Annotated in this window: 18 protein-coding genes and 1 other RNA gene; 7 read left to right on the plus strand and 12 right to left on the minus strand. The window is 60.2% G+C overall.

The window, feature by feature from the left end:
* Positions 1-328: 328 nt before the first annotated feature.
* The 6 genes from ACRRSD_RS13935 to ACRRSD_RS13960 form a co-directional block, all read right to left on the minus strand.
* Complete coding sequence (locus tag ACRRSD_RS13935) at positions 329-1,333, minus strand: extracellular solute-binding protein (protein WP_435038403.1); 1,005 nt, start codon at positions 1,331-1,333, stop codon at positions 329-331.
* Positions 1,334-1,530: 197 nt separating this feature from the next.
* Complete coding sequence (locus tag ACRRSD_RS13940) at positions 1,531-2,748, minus strand: 2-octaprenyl-3-methyl-6-methoxy-1,4-benzoquinol hydroxylase (protein WP_435038503.1); 1,218 nt, start codon at positions 2,746-2,748, stop codon at positions 1,531-1,533.
* 9 nt (positions 2,749-2,757) lie between these two features.
* Entirely contained in the window at positions 2,758-3,243 is a 486-nt protein-coding gene (locus tag ACRRSD_RS13945) for a DUF4442 domain-containing protein (RefSeq protein ID WP_127930175.1), read from the minus strand.
* Positions 3,236-4,423: a 2-octaprenyl-6-methoxyphenyl hydroxylase gene (ubiH, locus tag ACRRSD_RS13950; RefSeq protein ID WP_134176012.1), complete on the minus strand. Its 1,188-nt coding sequence runs from the start codon at positions 4,421-4,423 to the stop codon at positions 3,236-3,238. The genes ACRRSD_RS13945 and ubiH overlap by 8 nt, the downstream gene beginning before the upstream one ends.
* Positions 4,420-5,754 (minus strand): Xaa-Pro aminopeptidase, encoded by a 1,335-nt coding sequence (pepP, locus tag ACRRSD_RS13955; protein WP_435038404.1) that lies wholly within the window; start codon positions 5,752-5,754, stop codon positions 4,420-4,422. The genes ubiH and pepP overlap by 4 nt, the downstream gene beginning before the upstream one ends.
* Positions 5,755-5,781: 27 nt before the next feature.
* Positions 5,782-6,342, minus strand: coding sequence for a YecA family protein (locus ACRRSD_RS13960; protein ID WP_016985920.1), 561 nt, complete (start codon positions 6,340-6,342; stop codon positions 5,782-5,784).
* Positions 6,343-6,472: 130 nt separating this feature from the next.
* Here ACRRSD_RS13960 and ACRRSD_RS13965 point away from each other — a divergent pair, with 130 nt between their 5' ends.
* The 4 genes from ACRRSD_RS13965 (at position 6,473) to ACRRSD_RS13980 (ending at position 7,892) form a co-directional block, all read left to right on the plus strand.
* Positions 6,473-6,682, plus strand: a complete 210-nt coding sequence (locus ACRRSD_RS13965; RefSeq protein WP_007911197.1) for a TIGR02449 family protein — start codon at positions 6,473-6,475, stop codon at positions 6,680-6,682.
* Positions 6,679-6,996, plus strand: a complete 318-nt coding sequence (locus tag ACRRSD_RS13970; protein WP_007911195.1) for a cell division protein ZapA — start codon at positions 6,679-6,681, stop codon at positions 6,994-6,996. The genes ACRRSD_RS13965 and ACRRSD_RS13970 overlap by 4 nt, the downstream gene beginning before the upstream one ends.
* A 30-nt stretch (positions 6,997-7,026) precedes the next feature.
* Positions 7,027-7,205, plus strand: a non-coding RNA gene (ssrS, locus tag ACRRSD_RS13975) — 6S RNA.
* Positions 7,206-7,286: 81 nt separating this feature from the next.
* Positions 7,287-7,892 (plus strand): 5-formyltetrahydrofolate cyclo-ligase, encoded by a 606-nt coding sequence (locus ACRRSD_RS13980; RefSeq protein WP_435038405.1) that lies wholly within the window; start codon positions 7,287-7,289, stop codon positions 7,890-7,892.
* A gap of 36 nt (positions 7,893-7,928) precedes the next feature.
* Here the strand turns inward: ACRRSD_RS13980 and ACRRSD_RS13985 are convergent, their stop codons facing one another.
* Entirely contained in the window at positions 7,929-8,084 is a 156-nt protein-coding gene (locus tag ACRRSD_RS13985) for a hypothetical protein (RefSeq protein WP_007911192.1), read from the minus strand.
* Between the two features lie 198 nt (positions 8,085-8,282).
* Here ACRRSD_RS13985 and ACRRSD_RS13990 point away from each other — a divergent pair, with 198 nt between their 5' ends.
* Complete coding sequence (locus ACRRSD_RS13990; protein ID WP_435038406.1) at positions 8,283-8,735, plus strand: EVE domain-containing protein; 453 nt, start codon at positions 8,283-8,285, stop codon at positions 8,733-8,735.
* A gap of 142 nt (positions 8,736-8,877) precedes the next feature.
* Here ACRRSD_RS13990 and ACRRSD_RS13995 read toward each other — a convergent pair whose 3' ends face one another.
* A complete protein-coding gene (locus ACRRSD_RS13995; protein WP_034151993.1) occupies positions 8,878-9,285 on the minus strand; it encodes a flagellar basal body-associated protein FliL in 408 nt (135 codons plus the stop codon).
* Positions 9,286-9,435: 150 nt separating this feature from the next.
* Here ACRRSD_RS13995 and ACRRSD_RS14000 point away from each other — a divergent pair, with 150 nt between their 5' ends.
* Positions 9,436-10,413: an NADPH:quinone oxidoreductase family protein gene (locus ACRRSD_RS14000; RefSeq protein WP_435038407.1), complete on the plus strand. Its 978-nt coding sequence runs from the start codon at positions 9,436-9,438 to the stop codon at positions 10,411-10,413.
* A gap of 17 nt (positions 10,414-10,430) precedes the next feature.
* Here ACRRSD_RS14000 and ACRRSD_RS14005 read toward each other — a convergent pair whose 3' ends face one another.
* Positions 10,431-11,060, minus strand: a complete 630-nt coding sequence (locus ACRRSD_RS14005; RefSeq protein ID WP_435038408.1) for a flagellar basal body-associated protein FliL — start codon at positions 11,058-11,060, stop codon at positions 10,431-10,433.
* Positions 11,061-11,283: 223 nt separating this feature from the next.
* Between ACRRSD_RS14005 and glpT the strand changes: the two genes are divergently transcribed.
* Positions 11,284-12,633: a glycerol-3-phosphate transporter gene (glpT, locus tag ACRRSD_RS14010; RefSeq protein ID WP_122596666.1), complete on the plus strand. Its 1,350-nt coding sequence runs from the start codon at positions 11,284-11,286 to the stop codon at positions 12,631-12,633.
* Here the strand turns inward: glpT and ACRRSD_RS14015 are convergent.
* The 3 genes from ACRRSD_RS14015 to ubiD all read right to left on the minus strand — a co-directional run bounded on the left by ACRRSD_RS14015 (position 12,609) and on the right by ubiD (position 15,908).
* Positions 12,609-13,277, minus strand: a complete 669-nt coding sequence (locus ACRRSD_RS14015; RefSeq protein ID WP_435038409.1) for a gamma-glutamylcyclotransferase — start codon at positions 13,275-13,277, stop codon at positions 12,609-12,611. The genes glpT and ACRRSD_RS14015 overlap by 25 nt on opposite strands.
* Before the next feature lie 196 nt (positions 13,278-13,473).
* Positions 13,474-14,442 (minus strand): CDP-6-deoxy-delta-3,4-glucoseen reductase, encoded by a 969-nt coding sequence (locus ACRRSD_RS14020; protein WP_435038410.1) that lies wholly within the window; start codon positions 14,440-14,442, stop codon positions 13,474-13,476.
* The gene (gene ubiD, locus ACRRSD_RS14025; protein ID WP_008081413.1) at positions 14,442-15,908 is read right to left on the minus strand and encodes a 4-hydroxy-3-polyprenylbenzoate decarboxylase; all 1,467 of its coding nucleotides are present in this window, start codon (positions 15,906-15,908) and stop codon (positions 14,442-14,444) included. Before ubiD ends, ACRRSD_RS14020 begins: the two co-directional genes overlap by 1 nt.
* Between the last annotated feature and the right edge of the window lie 103 nt (positions 15,909-16,011).

The raw sequence follows: 16,011 nt of genomic DNA on the forward strand, positions 1-16,011 counted from the left end.
TTCTTGGGTTGAGTGTTTCAGGTTGGGATTGTTGCCCTCACCCTAACCCTCTCCCGGAGGGAGAGGGGACTGACCGCGTAGTTTATGGAAATTACGCCGACCTGAAACATCGAGTCGAACTCAGGATTTGAATCCAACATAGATCGGCTCCCTCTCCCGGAGGAACAGGGGACTGACCGAGGTGCTCATGCAAGCTACATCGACCTGAGATATCGAGTCGAACTCAGGTTTCGAAACACTACAAGTCGGCTCCCTTCCCCCTCTCCCTTGGGGAGAGGGCTGGGGTGAGGGGCTGGATCTTGAAGCAGACAAGTTTATCGAAAAAGCCTCAATTCCAACCCGCCCGATCCATCATCCGGATCGCCTCAGCCTGGCGCTTGCCCGCCACTTCCACCGGCAAGGTATCTGCGATGAACTTGCCCCACGCCGCCACTTCTTCCGAAGGCGCCACCGCCGGGTTGGCCGGGAATTCCTGGTTCACGTCAGCGAAAATCTTCTGCGCCTCAGGCGTGGTCATCCACTCGACCAAAGCCTTGGCCGCTTCCGGGTGCGGCGCATGCTGGGTCAGGCCAATGCCCGAGAGGTTCACGTGCACACCGCGATCGGCCTGATTCGGCCAGAACAGTTTTACCGGCAACTCCGGCTTCTGCTTGTGCAGGCGACCGTAGTAGTACGTGTTGACGATGCCAACGTCGCACTGCCCGGCATTGATCGCTTCGAGCACCGCAACGTCATCGGAGAACACGTCGGTGGACAGGTTGTTGACCCAGCCCTTGAGGATCTTCTCGGTCTTTTCGGCGCCATGGACTTCGATCATGGTCGCGGTCAGCGACTGGTTGTAGACCTTCTTCGCCGTGCGCAGGCACAGGCGCCCTTCCCAGTTCTTGTCGGCCAGTGCTTCGTAGGTAGTCAGTTCGCCCGGTTTCACCCGCTCGGTGGAGTAAGCGATGGTCCGCGCACGCAGGCTCAGGCCGGTCCAGGCGTGGCTGGAAGAGCGATATTGCAGAGGAATGTTGGCGTCGATGGTTTTCGAGGTGAACGGCTGGAGAATGCCCATCTGCTCGGCTTGCCAGAGGTTGCCGGCATCGACGGTGAGCAGCAGGTCGGCGGTGGCGTTTTCACCTTCGGCCTTGATGCGCTGCATCAGCGGCGCTTCCTTGTCGGTGATGAACTTGATCTTCACCCCGGTCTTGGCGGTGTAGGCATCGAACACCGGTTTGATCAGCTCATCGATGCGCGACGAGTAAACCACCACCTCATCAGCGGCCTGAGCGGTTGTACTGCCGATCAGGGTCAGGGCCAGTGCGGACAGAAGACGCTTGGGTGCCAACATGGGAGTGGTCTCTCGGTCGGGAAATGTGGGCTAAATGATAAGGACTCACATTTACCACCTCAATCGAACTCTTTTTGAAGGAGTTACCAGATGTTGCATGATTGACCGCCACCCCTGCGGCAGCTCCTACAGGGGAATGCATTTCAAATGTGGGAGCGAGCTTGCTCGCGAAGGGGCTATCAGCCTCAATGAAGAGGTCAGGGTTTGGCGAGGGCCGGAAGATCACCGGTCAACCCGAGAGCCTCCCGCACAAAAAGCGCTTTCGCTTCGGGCATCTGCTCCACCAGCTTCAACCCGGCATTACGCAACCACCTCACCGGCAACGGATCGGCCTGAAACAACCGCTCAAACCCTTCCATCGCCGCCATCAGCGCCAGGTTGTGCGGCATGCGCCGACGCTCGTAACGGCTCAACACCTTCACATCGGCCAGACGCTCACCGCGCTCCGCCGCCTGCAACAGCACTTCAGCGAGCACCGCCGCATCGAGGAAGCCAAGGTTCACCCCCTGCCCCGCCAATGGGTGAATGGTGTGCGCCGCATCGCCAATCAGCGCCAGGCCCTCAGCCACATAGCGTTTGGCATGGCGCTGACGCAGCGGCACACACAGTCGCGGGTCAGCACTGATCACCTCACCAAGACGCCCCTCAAAGGCGCGCTCCAGCTCACGGCAGAAATCCGCTTCATCCAGCGCCATCAAACGCTCGGCCTCGCTCGGCGTGGTCGACCAGACGATCGAACACCAATCATGCTGCCCGTCACGCTCCAGCGGCAAAAACGCCAACGGCCCGTGATCGGTAAAGCGCTGCCACGCAGTCATCTGATGCGATTTGCTGCTGCGCACGCTGGTAACGATGGCGTGATGCAGGTAATCCCACTCACGCGTCGCCACACCGGTGAGACGTCGCACTGCCGAGTTGGCACCGTCAGCGGCAATCACCAACGGCGCGCGCAACTGCCGACCGTCAGCCAACGTCAGCAGCCAGTCATCACCAGAGCGGCGCATCTGTTCCAATCGAGCGTTAGCCAGCATGCCCAGATCGCAATCGTGCAAACGGTCGAGCAAGGCATCCTGCACCACACGGTTTTCGACGATATGGCCAAGCACCTCGGCGTGCACACTGCTCGCCGAGAAATGGATCTGCCCGGTGCCGCTGCCGTCCCAGACATGCATGTCGGTGTACGGGCTGCTGCGGCGTTTGGCGATGCCGTCCCACACGCCGAGGCGTTCGAGAATGCGTTGGCTCGCCGCCGACAAGGCGCTCACTCGCGGTTCGAACGCGGCGTCGGCATCGAACGGTTTGACGCTCAACGGGCTGCCGTCGAGCAGCAGGACCTCAAGCCCGCTGTCCTGCAACGCCAACGCCAAAGCGCTGCCGACCATTCCGGCTCCGACAATCAGCAGATCTGCGCGCATTTCCATGCTTTAAGCCTGTCTCGCTTGCGGCTTGAGCCGCACGTAAAGAGTTTTACCGACCCGCGCCACCAGATTGCCGGCGCCGTCATGAATGTCGACCTGCAACTGCGGCAGGTATTTCTCGCCATTGGCGGTTTGCCGGCGAATCTCGGCGAGCAAAGTCTCGTCGATATTGAAGCGGGCGAACACCGGGCCTTTGCCCGGCGCAATGAAATCGATGTCAGCGGCCTTGTCCCAGACGATGTAGCGCGAACCGAGGTTCTCCATGAGCATCAGCATGAAAAACGGATCGACCATCGAATACAGGCTGCCGCCAAACTGGGTGCCGACGTAGTTGCGGTTGTACCAGCCCAGCCCCATCGACACCTGAACGTCGCGGAAGTCATCGCTGATATGCCGTACCCGCACACCGGCACCCAGATACGGCGGGTAAAACGTCATCACCCAGCGCATCAGTCGCGCCTTGCCGAATTTTGCGGTCAGCCACTTAAGCATCCGGACGCGTTCCCAAACCCATGGCCTGACGAGCAAACCAACGCTTGGCCGGCGGCAACAGATCGAGACCGAGCAGGCCGATATTACGCCCCAGCGAAACCAGCGGTTGCGTGCTGCCAAACAGCCGCGTGACCTGATCGGAGAAACCGACGGTAAGGTCCTGATCGAGACGCTGACGCTCGCGATAGGCCTGCAACGTGGCGAAGTCGCCCAGCGGCTTTTCACTGGACAACAACGCAGCGGCCAAGGCATCAGCATCCCGCAGCGACAGATTGAAACCCTGCCCGGCAATCGGGTGCAGGCTATGCGCCGCGTTGCCGAGCACGGCCAGATGCGAACGCACTTGTTCTTCGGCCTCGACCAGCGTCAGCGGATAAAGATGCCGCGCGCCAACCTGTTTCAGCGTGCCGAGGCGATAACCGAACACGCCCTGCAATTCGCTGAGGAAATCGCGTTCGCTCAAATCGGCCAGACGTTGCGCGTCCATGCCCAAACGGGTCCAGACCAGAGCGCAGCGGTTTTCCGGCAGTGGCAGCAGCGCCATCGGCCCTTCGTCGGTGAAACGCTCGAAGGCCATGCCGTTGTGCGCTTCGCTCGGGGTGATGTTGGCGATGAGCGCACTCTGGTTGTACGGACGCTTGCGCACGTTGATGCCCAACTGCTCGCGCAGACCGGAGCGACCGCCATCGGCAAGCACCGCGAGGTCGCATTCCAGGGTTGTTTCGTCGTTGAGGGTCAGGCGATAGCCGTCGGGCAGCGGTTCCATGCGCGTGACTTCCGCCGGGCAGCGCCAGCTGATCACGTCTTTATCGATGTGCTGCCACAGGCACTGGCCGAGCCAGGCGTTTTCCACCACATAACCGAGCGCTGGCACACCCTCTTCCATCGCCGACAAACGCGCGGTAGAGAAGCGGCCACGGTCGGAAACGTGAATCTGTTTGATCGGCTCGGCGCGACGGGAGATTTCCTGCCACACGCCCAGCCGTTGATAAATCTGCCGCGAGCCGAAGGACAACGCCGACGAACGTGCGTCGTAGCTCGGCTGCCAGCTGTCGCCGGGGGCAAACGGCTCGATCAGCACGATCTTCCAGCCACGCGCCTTGGCTCCGGCCTGCAAAGCCAACGCCAGACTGGCGCCGACCAGACCGCCACCGATGATTGCCAGATTGATTCGACTCATGCCGCGTGTGTCCTTGCTTGCGCCATCAGCGCTTCGATGTCGGCGACGGTCTTCGGCACACCGTGGGTGAGGATTTCACAACCGGTTTTGGTCACCACCACGTCATCCTCGATACGCACGCCAATGCCGCGCCATTTCTTCGCGACGTTCTGATTGTCCGGGGCGATGTAGATGCCCGGCTCCACGGTCAGCGCCATGCCGACTTCCAGCACGCGCCATTCGCCGCCGACCTTGTATTCGCCGACGTCGTGTACATCCATGCCCAGCCAGTGACCGGCGCGGTGCATGTAGAAAGCTTTGTAGGCTTCGCTCGCAATCAACTCGTCGACCTCGCCTTGCAGCAAACCGAGTTTCACCAGCCCTGTGGTAATCACTCGAACCGTGGCTTCGTGCGCCTGATTCCAATGCTTGTTCGGGGCGATTTCGGCGAATGCGGCTTCTTGCGAAGCCAGCACCAATTCGTAAATCGCTTTCTGCTCGGGCGAAAACTTGCCGTTGACCGGCCAGGTGCGGGTGATGTCGCTGGCGTAGCAGTCGATTTCGCAACCGGCGTCGATCAAGACCAGGTCGCCGTCCTTGAGCAGCGCGTCATTCTGCTGGTAATGCAGGATGCAGCTGTTGCGCCCGGCGGCGACGATCGAGCCGTACGCGGGCATTTTCGCCCCGCCCTTGCGGAATTCGTAATCGAGTTCGGCTTCGAGGCTGTATTCGTAAAGTCCGGCACGACTGGCTTGCATCGCGCGGATATGCGCCTGCGCCGAGATCCGTGCGGCTTCGCGCATCACCTTCACTTCTGCAGCCGATTTATACAGACGCATGTCGTGGAGCAGATGATCCAGGGCAACGAATTCGTTCGGCGGCTGGGCACCGAGGTGCGCCTTGGAGCGGATCACGTTGATCCAGTCCATCAGGTGACGATCGAATTCGGGGTTGCTGCCCATCGCCGAATACACCCGGTCGCGGCCTTCGATCAGGCCCGGGAGGATGTCGTCGATGTCGGTAATCGGGAAGGCGTCGTCGGCACCGAAGTCGCGGATCGCGCCTTCTTGCCCGGCGCGCAAACCGTCCCACAACTCGCGTTCGGCATTGCGTTCACGGCAGAACAGTACGTACTCGCCGTGCTCGCGCCCCGGCATCAGGACGATGACGGCTTGCGGCTCGGGAAACCCGCTGAGGTACTGGAAGTCGCTGTCCTGACGGTAGACGTGCTCGACGTCGCGGTTGCGAATGGCGACCGCGGCGGCGGGCAGGATCGCGATGCTGTTGGGTTCCATCTGCGCCATCAGGGCCTTGCGGCGACGGCTGTATTCCGCTTTCGGGATATGGGTCATGGGCAGATGGCTTTCCCTGGCACGCGATTAATGCAGCGACGGCTTGGCGGCTGGCGGCACGTCGGTTTTCTTGGTTTCCGAGAACAGCAGCAACGGCGCGACGCGCAGGTACTCCATGACTTCCATGTAGTCGGTTTCGCCGTCTTCGGATTCTTCGAGGGCGTCTTGCACCTGGGAAATGGCCGCCAAGTCTTGCAGCACTTCGGTGGCTTCCGTGCTGAGCATGCTGCTGTCGCGGCAGTTCAGGCCGAAACCGCTGAGGAAGCCCTGGCACCACTCGCCCAGTGCAGCGGCGCGGTCGGCCAGTGGCGCGTCGTCGGTTGGCAGCAGCAGAACGACGGTGACGTCGTCGCCGGTCAGTTCGCCTTTGACCATCTCTTGCAGGCCGATCAGGGCGTTGCGGACGTTGTCCTGGATGTCGCCTTCGAGCAGTTCGGCGGCGTCGATCAACCAGCCTTCGTTATCGAAGCCGGCACCGGCGCAGCTGCGTCCGAGCAGCACGCCATGCAGTTCGGCAGGCGAGACGTTGTGGCCGCTGGAGGTCAGCAGGGTGGCAAAGGCTTGGTACGGGGAATTCGCAATGGTCATGGGCAGCTAGGCGCCAGACGGCGCTATGTCTAGAATGAAGGCCTTGTATCCTACATCGACAGACTCGCCAAGACTATTAAAGGCTGTCCGCCAGCTATCCCATCAGACAGACTCCGACCCAGTGGACACAATGGAAGACACCGACCTGCAAGCGCTGATGGCTAGACTCGAACTGCTGATTGGCCGAGTCGAGCAACTAAAGAGTCAAAACGCACTCTTACTAGCTCAGGAAAAAACCTGGCGCGAGGAACGCGCTCACCTCATTGAAAAAAACGAAATCGCCCGGCGTAAGGTCGAATCGATGATTTCGCGCCTCAAGGCCCTGGAGCAAGACTCATGAGTTCAAGCAATAGCGTCACCGTGCAGATCCTCGATAAAGAGTATTCGATCATCTGCCCGCAGGAAGAACGCAGCAATCTGGTCAGTGCCGCCCGTTATCTGGATGGCAAGATGCGCGAAATCCGCAGCAGCGGCAAAGTCATCGGCGCCGACCGCATTGCCGTGATGGCCGCGCTGAACATCACCCATGACCTCTTGCACAAAGAAGAGCGCCCGGATATCCAGGCCAGTGGTTCGACCCGTGAACAGGTGCGCGACTTGCTCGATCGTGTCGATCTGGTGCTCGCCGACGATCAGACCACCACCAAGGGCTGATTCGACTGGCCGCTTGCGGTATACTCGCGGCACTCCCTGGGGTGCTTGCCAGTTGACGATGTCCCTGAGCCGATTCGCACTACCCTGGAAGTTGCACGTTGGGCTGGTGTGCATGTCCGCTAGACGGAAAGCCTTAAAGTCTACTGCATCTTCCACCTTGAACTTTCGGGTTCAAGGGCTAAGTTGACAGCGGTTCATCCGGGGAGCCTGATTCGAATCCGATGTCGGTGAAAACCGCCATCGGATTTTTTATGCGTACGTTTTTGCATCCATCCTGCCGAAGCCGAACCATGACCGAACCCGCGCTGCTGCCCCGCCCGCAACTCCGCCGCCTGCTGCGCAAGGCGCGCCGCTCGCTGAGTAAAAGCGAGCAACGCCAGGCCGCCAAAGGCCTGTACCGGCAATTGGCTCAAGATCCGCATTTTCGCCGGGCGAAACATATCTCTCTGTACCTGCCCACCGACGGTGAAATCGATCCGCGTCTGTTGCTGCGTGAAGCGCAGCGTCGGGGCAAGGCCACCTATCTGCCGGTGCTCAGCGCCTGGCCGCGAACCAAAATGGTCTTTCAGCGAATTCGTCCCGGCGAGAAACTCAAACCCAATCGCTTCCGCATTCTCGAGCCGCGCGCCAATCTGGCTCAGCAACGCAAGGTCTGGGCGCTGGATCTGGTGTTATTGCCGTTGGTAGGGTTTGACGATGTCGGCGGACGCCTGGGGATGGGCGGCGGTTTTTATGATCGCAGCCTGGCGTATCTGGCCCGACGCAAAAACTGGCGCAAACCGACGCTGCTGGGACTGGCCCATGAATGTCAGAAGGTCGAGCGTTTAGCGCAGGCAAGCTGGGATGTACCGTTACAAGGCACAGTCAGCGACAAGGCGTGGTATTTCGCGGGATAGGACGCCGCGCAGATCAGCGGCGTCGAGAAAGCAGTTTCAGCGCTTGAAGGCTGTCGACTGTTGTACTTGCTGTGCAACTTCGATCGGCGCGTCGGCCTTGTTCGCCCACAGGCTCTGCGCGTAACCCGTGGTCACCACGCCCAGGCCGAACAAAATTACCAAAGTCCATAGTAAATCCGGTTTGCGTTTCATCGATTGCCCCCCTCAAGGCACATCATCACGATGACAGCAGCGGTTTCCGTTTGTAGGCCGTGCAGCAGCGTCAAGCTTTAAAGGCCGGCATTTTGCGACAACGTGAACCTGCGCGCAAACGCTGACGTCAACCGACTGTCGGTTTGTCATAAAATTGCCCGACAACCTGCCCAATGACCGTTTCAGGAGCAAAAAACCATGGCCTATTGGCTGATGAAGTCCGAGCCCGACGAACTTTCTATCAAAGGTCTGGAAAAACTCGGCACGGCACGCTGGGACGGGGTTCGCAACTATCAGGCGCGTAACTTTCTGCGCGCGATGGCGGTGGGCGACGAGTTCTTTTTCTACCATTCCAGCTGCCCGGAGCCAGGGATTGCCGGGATCGGCAAGATAATCGAGGCGGCGTACCCGGATCCCACCGCACTGGAGCCGGAGAGTCATTACTTCGACTCGAAGGCGACGCCGGAGAAGAATGCCTGGAGTGCGATTGACGTTGAACACGTCGAGACGTTTGCGCGGGTGTTGAAGCTGGATTATCTGAAGCAGCAGACGGCGCTGGCGGAGATGCCGTTGGTGCAGAAGGGCTCACGATTGTCGGTGATGCCGGTGACGGCGGAGCAATGGGCGGCGGTCATCGCTCTCAAACCCTGAATTATCCGTCGCCTGACAAAATGCCTTCGCGAGCAGGCTCGCTCCCACAGGGATCTTCGGTGAACGCAAAAATGCGCATCATCACAAGTCCAGTGTGGGAGCAAGCCTGCTCGCGAAGAGGCCCGCCCGGACAGCAGAAGTCTTACTGAATGATCAGGTTGTTGAACAACAGATCCTCAACGACCGGCTTGCCGGTCTCGTCATTCATCACTTGCTGAGTCTGCTTCAACGCTTCCTGACGCAGCTTCTCTTTACCTTCGATGCTGCCCATCGCCTCGGTGGTCTGCTGCGTAAACAGCGCCACCAGTTGATTGCGGATCAACGGTTCGTTGGCCTTGACCAGTTTCGCCGACTCTTCGCCCGTCACACGCAGCGCCACGTCAGCCTTGTAGACCTTGAGTTTCGGTGTGCCATCCAGCCCGTAGTTACCCACAAACGGTGGGCTCAGGGTGATGTAGCTTACCTTCGGCGCCTCGCCTTCTTTGGCTTCTTCGGCCAGCGCTGCCACAGGCAGAGACAGGGCCAGCAACAACATGATCCACGCTTTCACAATTCGCTCCTTATCCGGTTTGCGGCCTAGCATAACGACCCGCCGCGCAAGCACAAGCTTATGGCTGACTATCAGGGCCGGGCATGCTCGTTGACCCGTTGACTGACACACCTACACTTATCGGCCATCACTCCCAAAGGAATAGCCCTGATGAAAGCCGTGCTGTGCAAAGCCTTCGGCCCTGCCGAATCGCTGGTGCTGGAAGAGGTCGCCAGCCCCGCCCCGAAGAAGAACGAAATCCTGCTGGACGTGCACGCCGCCGGGGTCAATTTCCCGGACACGCTGATCATCGAGGGCAAGTACCAATTCAAACCGCCCTTCCCGTTCTCGCCAGGTGGCGAAGCGGCTGGCGTGGTTCGCGAAGTCGGGGAAAAGGTCAGCCACCTCAAGGTCGGCGACCGCGTCATGGCCCTGACCGGTTGGGGCAGCTTTGCCGAACAAGTCGCGGTGCCGGGGTACAACGTGCTGCCGATTCCGCCGTCGATGGACTTCAACATCGCCGCCGCTTTCAGCATGACCTACGGCACTTCGATGCACGCGCTCAAGCAACGCGCCAACCTGCAACCGGGCGAAACCCTGCTGGTGCTCGGTGCGTCCGGCGGCGTCGGCCTGGCGGCGGTGGAAATCGGCAAAGCCATGGGCGCACGCGTGATTGCTGCCGCCAGCAGCGCCGAGAAACTCGCAGTGGCCAAGGCGGCCGGCGCCGATGAGTTGATCAATTACAGCGAAACCAGCCTCAAGGATGAAATCAAACGCCTCACCGACGGCCAGGGCGCCGACGTGATTTACGACCCGGTCGGCGGTGACATGTTCGATCAAGCCATTCGCGCCATCGCCTGGAACGGCCGCCTGCTGGTGGTCGGCTTCGCCAGCGGACGCATCCCGGAGCTGCCGGTCAACCTCGCCCTGCTCAAAGGCGCGGCAGTGCTCGGCGTGTTCTGGGGCTCCTTCGCCCAGCGCCAGCCGCGGGATAACGCGGCGAACTTCCAGCAATTGTTCGGCTGGTTCGCCGAGGGCAAGTTGAAACCGCTGGTGTCGCAGGTGTATCCGCTGAGCAATGCGGCGCAGGCGATCAATGATCTTGGCCAGCGCAAGGCGGTGGGCAAGGTGGTGGTGCAGGTGCGCTAATTAACAATGAAAGCGCTTCAACCACCGGGCGACGCCGCAATGTCGCCCGGCATCAGATGCTCCTGAACCTTTTCGCTTCGCGACTCAACCAGTTGCCCCTTGTCATCGAAGCGCAGAACAATCAGCCAGTCGTAGACATCCACCGGCCATTTCGGCTGGCCGATCAGCATTGGGCCATCACCGCCGAAGGCGGCAATCAGTTTGTTGATATGGCTGTGGTGCCAGGCAATCAGCACGGTTTTCGCCTGATTGCTCTTGCGCAGAGAGCTGACCAGTTTGTCGACGTCGTTATTGGCAAACGGCTGTTCAATCGGCAGTTGCAGGCGCTGCGACAGCGGAATCAGTGTCTGACGCGGCCGGATGCTTTCCGGGCTGTCGGCGGTAGCGATCAGACGGTGGGGCGTGAGTGCCTGGTCGTCCAGCTGCAACGAGGTGAAATAGTCCGCGTAGGCCGCGGCGCGCTGTTCGCCCCGGGCATTGAGTTCACGGCCCACCTCAGGCTTTTCCGCATGGCGAATGATCAGCACAGTGACATTGCGTAAACCTGGCGCCGCAGAGTCCTGCGCATAACTCAGCGCCAGCACTGAAACAGTGAGCGCTACCGCAACCAGCAATCTGGGCAGCAACATGCGAACTTTCACGGCCATCATTTTCTCTGCGATCAGTCGGGTTTATTGATCGCGAGTCTAAGCCACAACATTCCGGCTGCCACAAAAACGCCCTGTTCTTACAGCTGAGCGACAGGTTCGTAAAAGAACATGCGACTTCCAACATTTTCCGCTGTTTGGTCGATGCGAACCGGTGCTATTTTCGGTAACGAAACTGTAACATTCGCATCCGCAGTCAAAACAAGAAATCTGGAGCTCTTGAATGTTTGCTTTCTTTCGTCCTGCCGCACATCAGGCTCCATTGCCTGAAGAAAAAATAGACAGCACGTACCGACGCCTGCGCTGGCAGATCTTCGCCGGTATTTTCTTTGGCTATGCGGGTTACTACCTGCTGCGCAAAAACTTTTCCCTGGCCATGCCGTACCTGATCGACGAAGGCTACAGCCGCGGTGATCTGGGTCTGGCGATGTCGGCGATCGCCATTGCCTATGGCTTGTCGAAATTCCTCATGGGCCTGGTGTCCGACCGTTCCAACCCGCGCTACTTTCTGCCGTTCGGCCTGCTGGTCTCGGCCGGGGTGATGTTCATTTTCGGTTTCGCACCTTGGGCAACGTCCAGCGTGACCATGATGTTCATCCTGCTGTTCATCAATGGCTGGGCCCAGGGCATGGGTTGGCCGCCGAGTGGCCGGACCATGGTGCACTGGTGGTCGCAGAAAGAGCGCGGCGGCGTGGTGTCCGTGTGGAACGTTGCGCATAACGTCGGCGGCGGCCTGATCGGCCCGCTGTTCCTGCTCGGCATGGGCCTGTTCAACGACTGGCACGCAGCGTTCTACGTACCGGCAGCTGTGGCGCTGGGCGTGGCCGTGTTCGCGTTCATCACCATGCGCGACACCCCGCAATCGGTGGGCCTGCCGCCAATCGAGAAGTACAAGAACGATTACCCGGAAGGGTACGACGCCAGCCACGAAGACGAATTCAGCGCGAAAGAGATCTTCGTCAAATACGTGCTGCGCAACAAAATGCTCTGGTACATCGCCCTGGCCAACGTCTTCGTCTACCTGCTGCGCTACGGCGTGCTGGACTGGGCGCCGACCTACCTGAAAGAAGCCAAGGGCTTCACCGTCGATAAAACCTCGTGGGCCTATTTCTTCTACGAGTGGGCGGGTATCCCGGGCACGCTGCTGTGCGGCTGGATGTCGGACAAGATCTTCCGTGGCAACCGTGGCCTGACCGGCATGGTGTTCATGGCATTGGTGACCGTTGCAACGCTGGTTTACTGGCTGAATCCGGCCGGCAACCCGACCGTCGACATGATCGCGCTGTTCTCGATCGGCTTCCTGATCTACGGCCCGGTGATGTTGATCGGCTTGCAGGCACTGGAGCTGGCACCGAAGAAAGCCGCCGGCACCGCAGCAGGCTTCACCGGTCTGTTCGGTTATCTGGGTGGCTCGGTCGCGGCCAGTGCGGCGATGGGCTACACCGTGGACCATTTCGGCTGGGACGGTGGTTTTGTCCTGCTGGTGGGCGCTTGCCTGCTGTCGATGGCCTTCCTGGCCCCGACACTGTGGCACAAGCAAGTCGCCAGTCAGAGCCGTGAAGCGGTCGCTTGATCGACCTGTGATTTACAGCGCTTGAGCCGCGCCTCCAGATTGCGATCTGGCATGGCGTGGCTGCGCAGGGCGTGGGCGGTCTGCTCGACATAATCGCGAGTGGTACCGTAACGCCCGCTGGCGCTTTCGAACACCTGGCTCAGCACGTGATCCGGCAAGTTGCCGGCATAGCTGGGCAGGTGCCGCTCCAAAACGAATCCCAACGCCTGTACCTGACTACCATCGGCTAGACGGCAGTTGAGCCAGTGTGGCCGATAGGACGGCACCGGCATCTCGCGCTTCCACAGTGCGTACAGCGCCGCGTCGAGATTGTCTTCCGGCAAGCGATAGGCGAAGCCGCTGCACGAACCGCCACGATCCAGACCAAATACCAGACCGGGCATTTCCGGCGTACCACGGTGCTCGTGCGACCACAGGTACAAGCCGCGATGGTAGCCATGCACGCGTCCGCGCACCCGTTCTACCGCCGAGCACTCCGGCCGCCAGATCAGCGAACCGTACGCGAACAGCCACACCGGCCCGCCCTTGTGGCGCGCCATGGTCGATTGCATGGAGGCAAGAAGTTGTTCGTGCGTCAACTGCGGCCCTAGATCGAGCCGCGGAGGGTAATTCAAATTCAGAAAAGCGTTTTCAATGGCACTCATGGCGAATAGCGTTCAGCTCCCCGCGGGTGAAGAATTACTTAATAGAACGCACCGCTGTAACAATAAGGCACATATGTTTCAAGGCAATTTGAGTGCCATGGCACAGTTCTTAATTGATTGCCTGATTGATATATAACCTAGCGGTATTTATGCAATTACATAAATACCGATCGGCTATATAGCGAGTTATAAAGAATCAGGAGCGAGGGGCGTAAGCGAAGACGTCTGCGCGCATTTGATGGGCATCCATCCCGGCTTCGACCAGCGCATCCAGCGTGCCGTAGACCATGGCTGGCGAGCCACTGGCGTAGACGTGCAAAGGTTTCAGGTCGGGGAAATCTTCACAGACCGCCTCGTGCAGCATGCCGCAGCGCCCTTCCCAGCCACATTGATCGCTAACGACTTTGTGCAGGAACAGGTTGGGCAACTTCTGCCATTCGTCCCAGTGTTCGATCTCATAGAAATCTTCCGGACGACGCACGCCCCAGTACAGATGCACCGGGTGTTTGAAGCCGTTGGCGCGGCAGTGCTCGATAAGTGCGTGAATCTGGCCCATGCCGGTGCCGGCGGCAATCAGCACCAGCGGCCCGTCCGGCAATTCAGCCAGATGCGTGTCACCGAATGGCAGCTCGACGCGCACCATCGCGTTGCGTTGCAGCTGTTCGATCAGGCTCAGTGCACTGGCTTCGCGCGCCAGCACGTGGATCTCCAGATCACGTCCGCCGTGCGGTGCCGAAGCCATGGAGAATGCAGATTTCTCACCGTTCTCGCGCTCGATCATCAAATACTGCCCGGCGTGATAGCGCGGCGGCTTGCCCGCCGGCGCACGCAGGCGCACGCGCCAGGTGTCACCACCCACATCGCGGCACTCGATGACCTGACACGACAGGCTGCGCACCGGCAGTTCTCCCAGCGCAAGCACGCCATCCCACAGCAAGATACAGTCTTCCAGCGGCTCGGCTATGCAAGTGTAGAACTCGCCGTGGTCGTGCACCTTGCCGTCCTGGGCGACACGGCCTTCAACCAGCAGCGCCGCGCACACATGACAATTGCCGTTGCGGCAGCTTTGCGGGCATTCGTAGCCCAGGCGCCGCGCACCGTCGAGAATCCGCTCACCGGGCTGTATCTCGAGCACTGCTCCGGAGGGCTGCAGGGTTACACGCATCAATCTATTCCTAACTGATTCCAGATGGCATCGATCCGTTGGGTGACGGCGTCGTCCTTGACGATCACGCGGCCCCACTCGCGAGTGGTTTCGCCCGGCCACTTGTGGGTGGCATCGAGGCCCATTTTCGACCCCAGACCGGAGATCGGCGAGGCGAAGTCGAGGTAGTCGATCGGCGTGTTGTCGATCATCACCGTATCGCGCTTGGGGTCCATGCGCGTGGTGATGGCCCAGATCACGTCGTTCCAGTCGCGGGCGTTGATATCGTCGTCAGTGACGATAACGAACTTGGTGTACATGAACTGTCGCAAAAACGACCAGACACCGAGCATCACGCGCTTGGCATGCCCCGGATACGACTTCTTCATGGTCACGATAGCCATGCGGTACGAGCAGCCTTCCGGCGGCAGGTAGAAGTCGGTGATTTCCGGAAACTGCTTCTGCAGAATCGGCACGAACACTTCGTTCAGCGCCACGCCGAGGATCGCCGGCTCATCCGGCGGACGGCCGGTGTAGGTGCTGTGGTAGATCGGTTTGATCCGGTGGGTGATGCGTTCGACGGTGAACACCGGGAAGCTGTCGACTTCGTTGTAATAACCGGTGTGATCGCCGTACGGACCTTCATCGGCCATCTCGCCCGGATGAATCACGCCTTCGAGGATGATCTCGGCGGTGGCCGGCACCTGCAGGTCGTTGCCACGGCATTTGACCAGTTCGGTGCGGTTACCGCGCAAGAGGCCCGCGAAAGCGTATTCGGAGAGACTGTCCGGCACTGGCGTCACGGCGCCAAGGATGGTCGCCGGATCCGCGCCCAGCGCCACGGACACCGGGAACGGCTGACCCGGGTGCTTCTCGCACCACTCGCGGAAGTCGAGGGCGCCGCCACGGTGGCTGAGCCAGCGCATGATCACCTTGTTGCGGCCGATCACTTGCTGACGGTAAATGCCGAGGTTCTGGCGTTCCTTGTTCGGACCTTTGGTGACGGTCAGGCCCCAGGTGATTAGCGGGCCAACGTCGCCAGGCCAGCAGGTTTGCACGGGCAGCATGGCCAGATCGACATCGTCGCCCTCGATGACCACTTCCTGGCACACCGCGTCTTTGACGACTTTCGGCGCCATCGAGATGATCTTGCGGAAGATCGGCAGTTTCGACCACGCGTCTTTCAAGCCCTTCGGCGGCTCGGGTTCCTTGAGGAACGCCAACAGCTTGCCGATTTCGCGCAGCTCGCTGACCGACTCGGCGCCCATGCCCATGGCCACCCGCTCAGGGGTACCGAACAGGTTACCGAGCACCGGAATGTCGTAGCCGGTGGGCTTTTCGAACAACAGCGCCGGGCCCTTGGCCCGCAGCGTGCGGTCGCACACCTCGGTCATTTCCAGCACCGGCGAGACGGGAATCTGAATGCGTTTCAACTCTCCGCGCTGCTCAAGCTGCTGCACGAAATCCCGAAGATCCTTGAATTTCATTGACGATGGCACCCTCAAAATAGGCGTACATCCTACCTGCTCTGAAGGGCAAACAGCAGCCCGTCAGTGCCCTTAATCCGTCGATTGCCAAACGGGCGCAAAA

This window comes from Pseudomonas neuropathica (assembly GCF_051174785.1).
Classification (GTDB): Bacteria; Pseudomonadota; Gammaproteobacteria; order Pseudomonadales; family Pseudomonadaceae; genus Aquipseudomonas; species Aquipseudomonas neuropathica_A.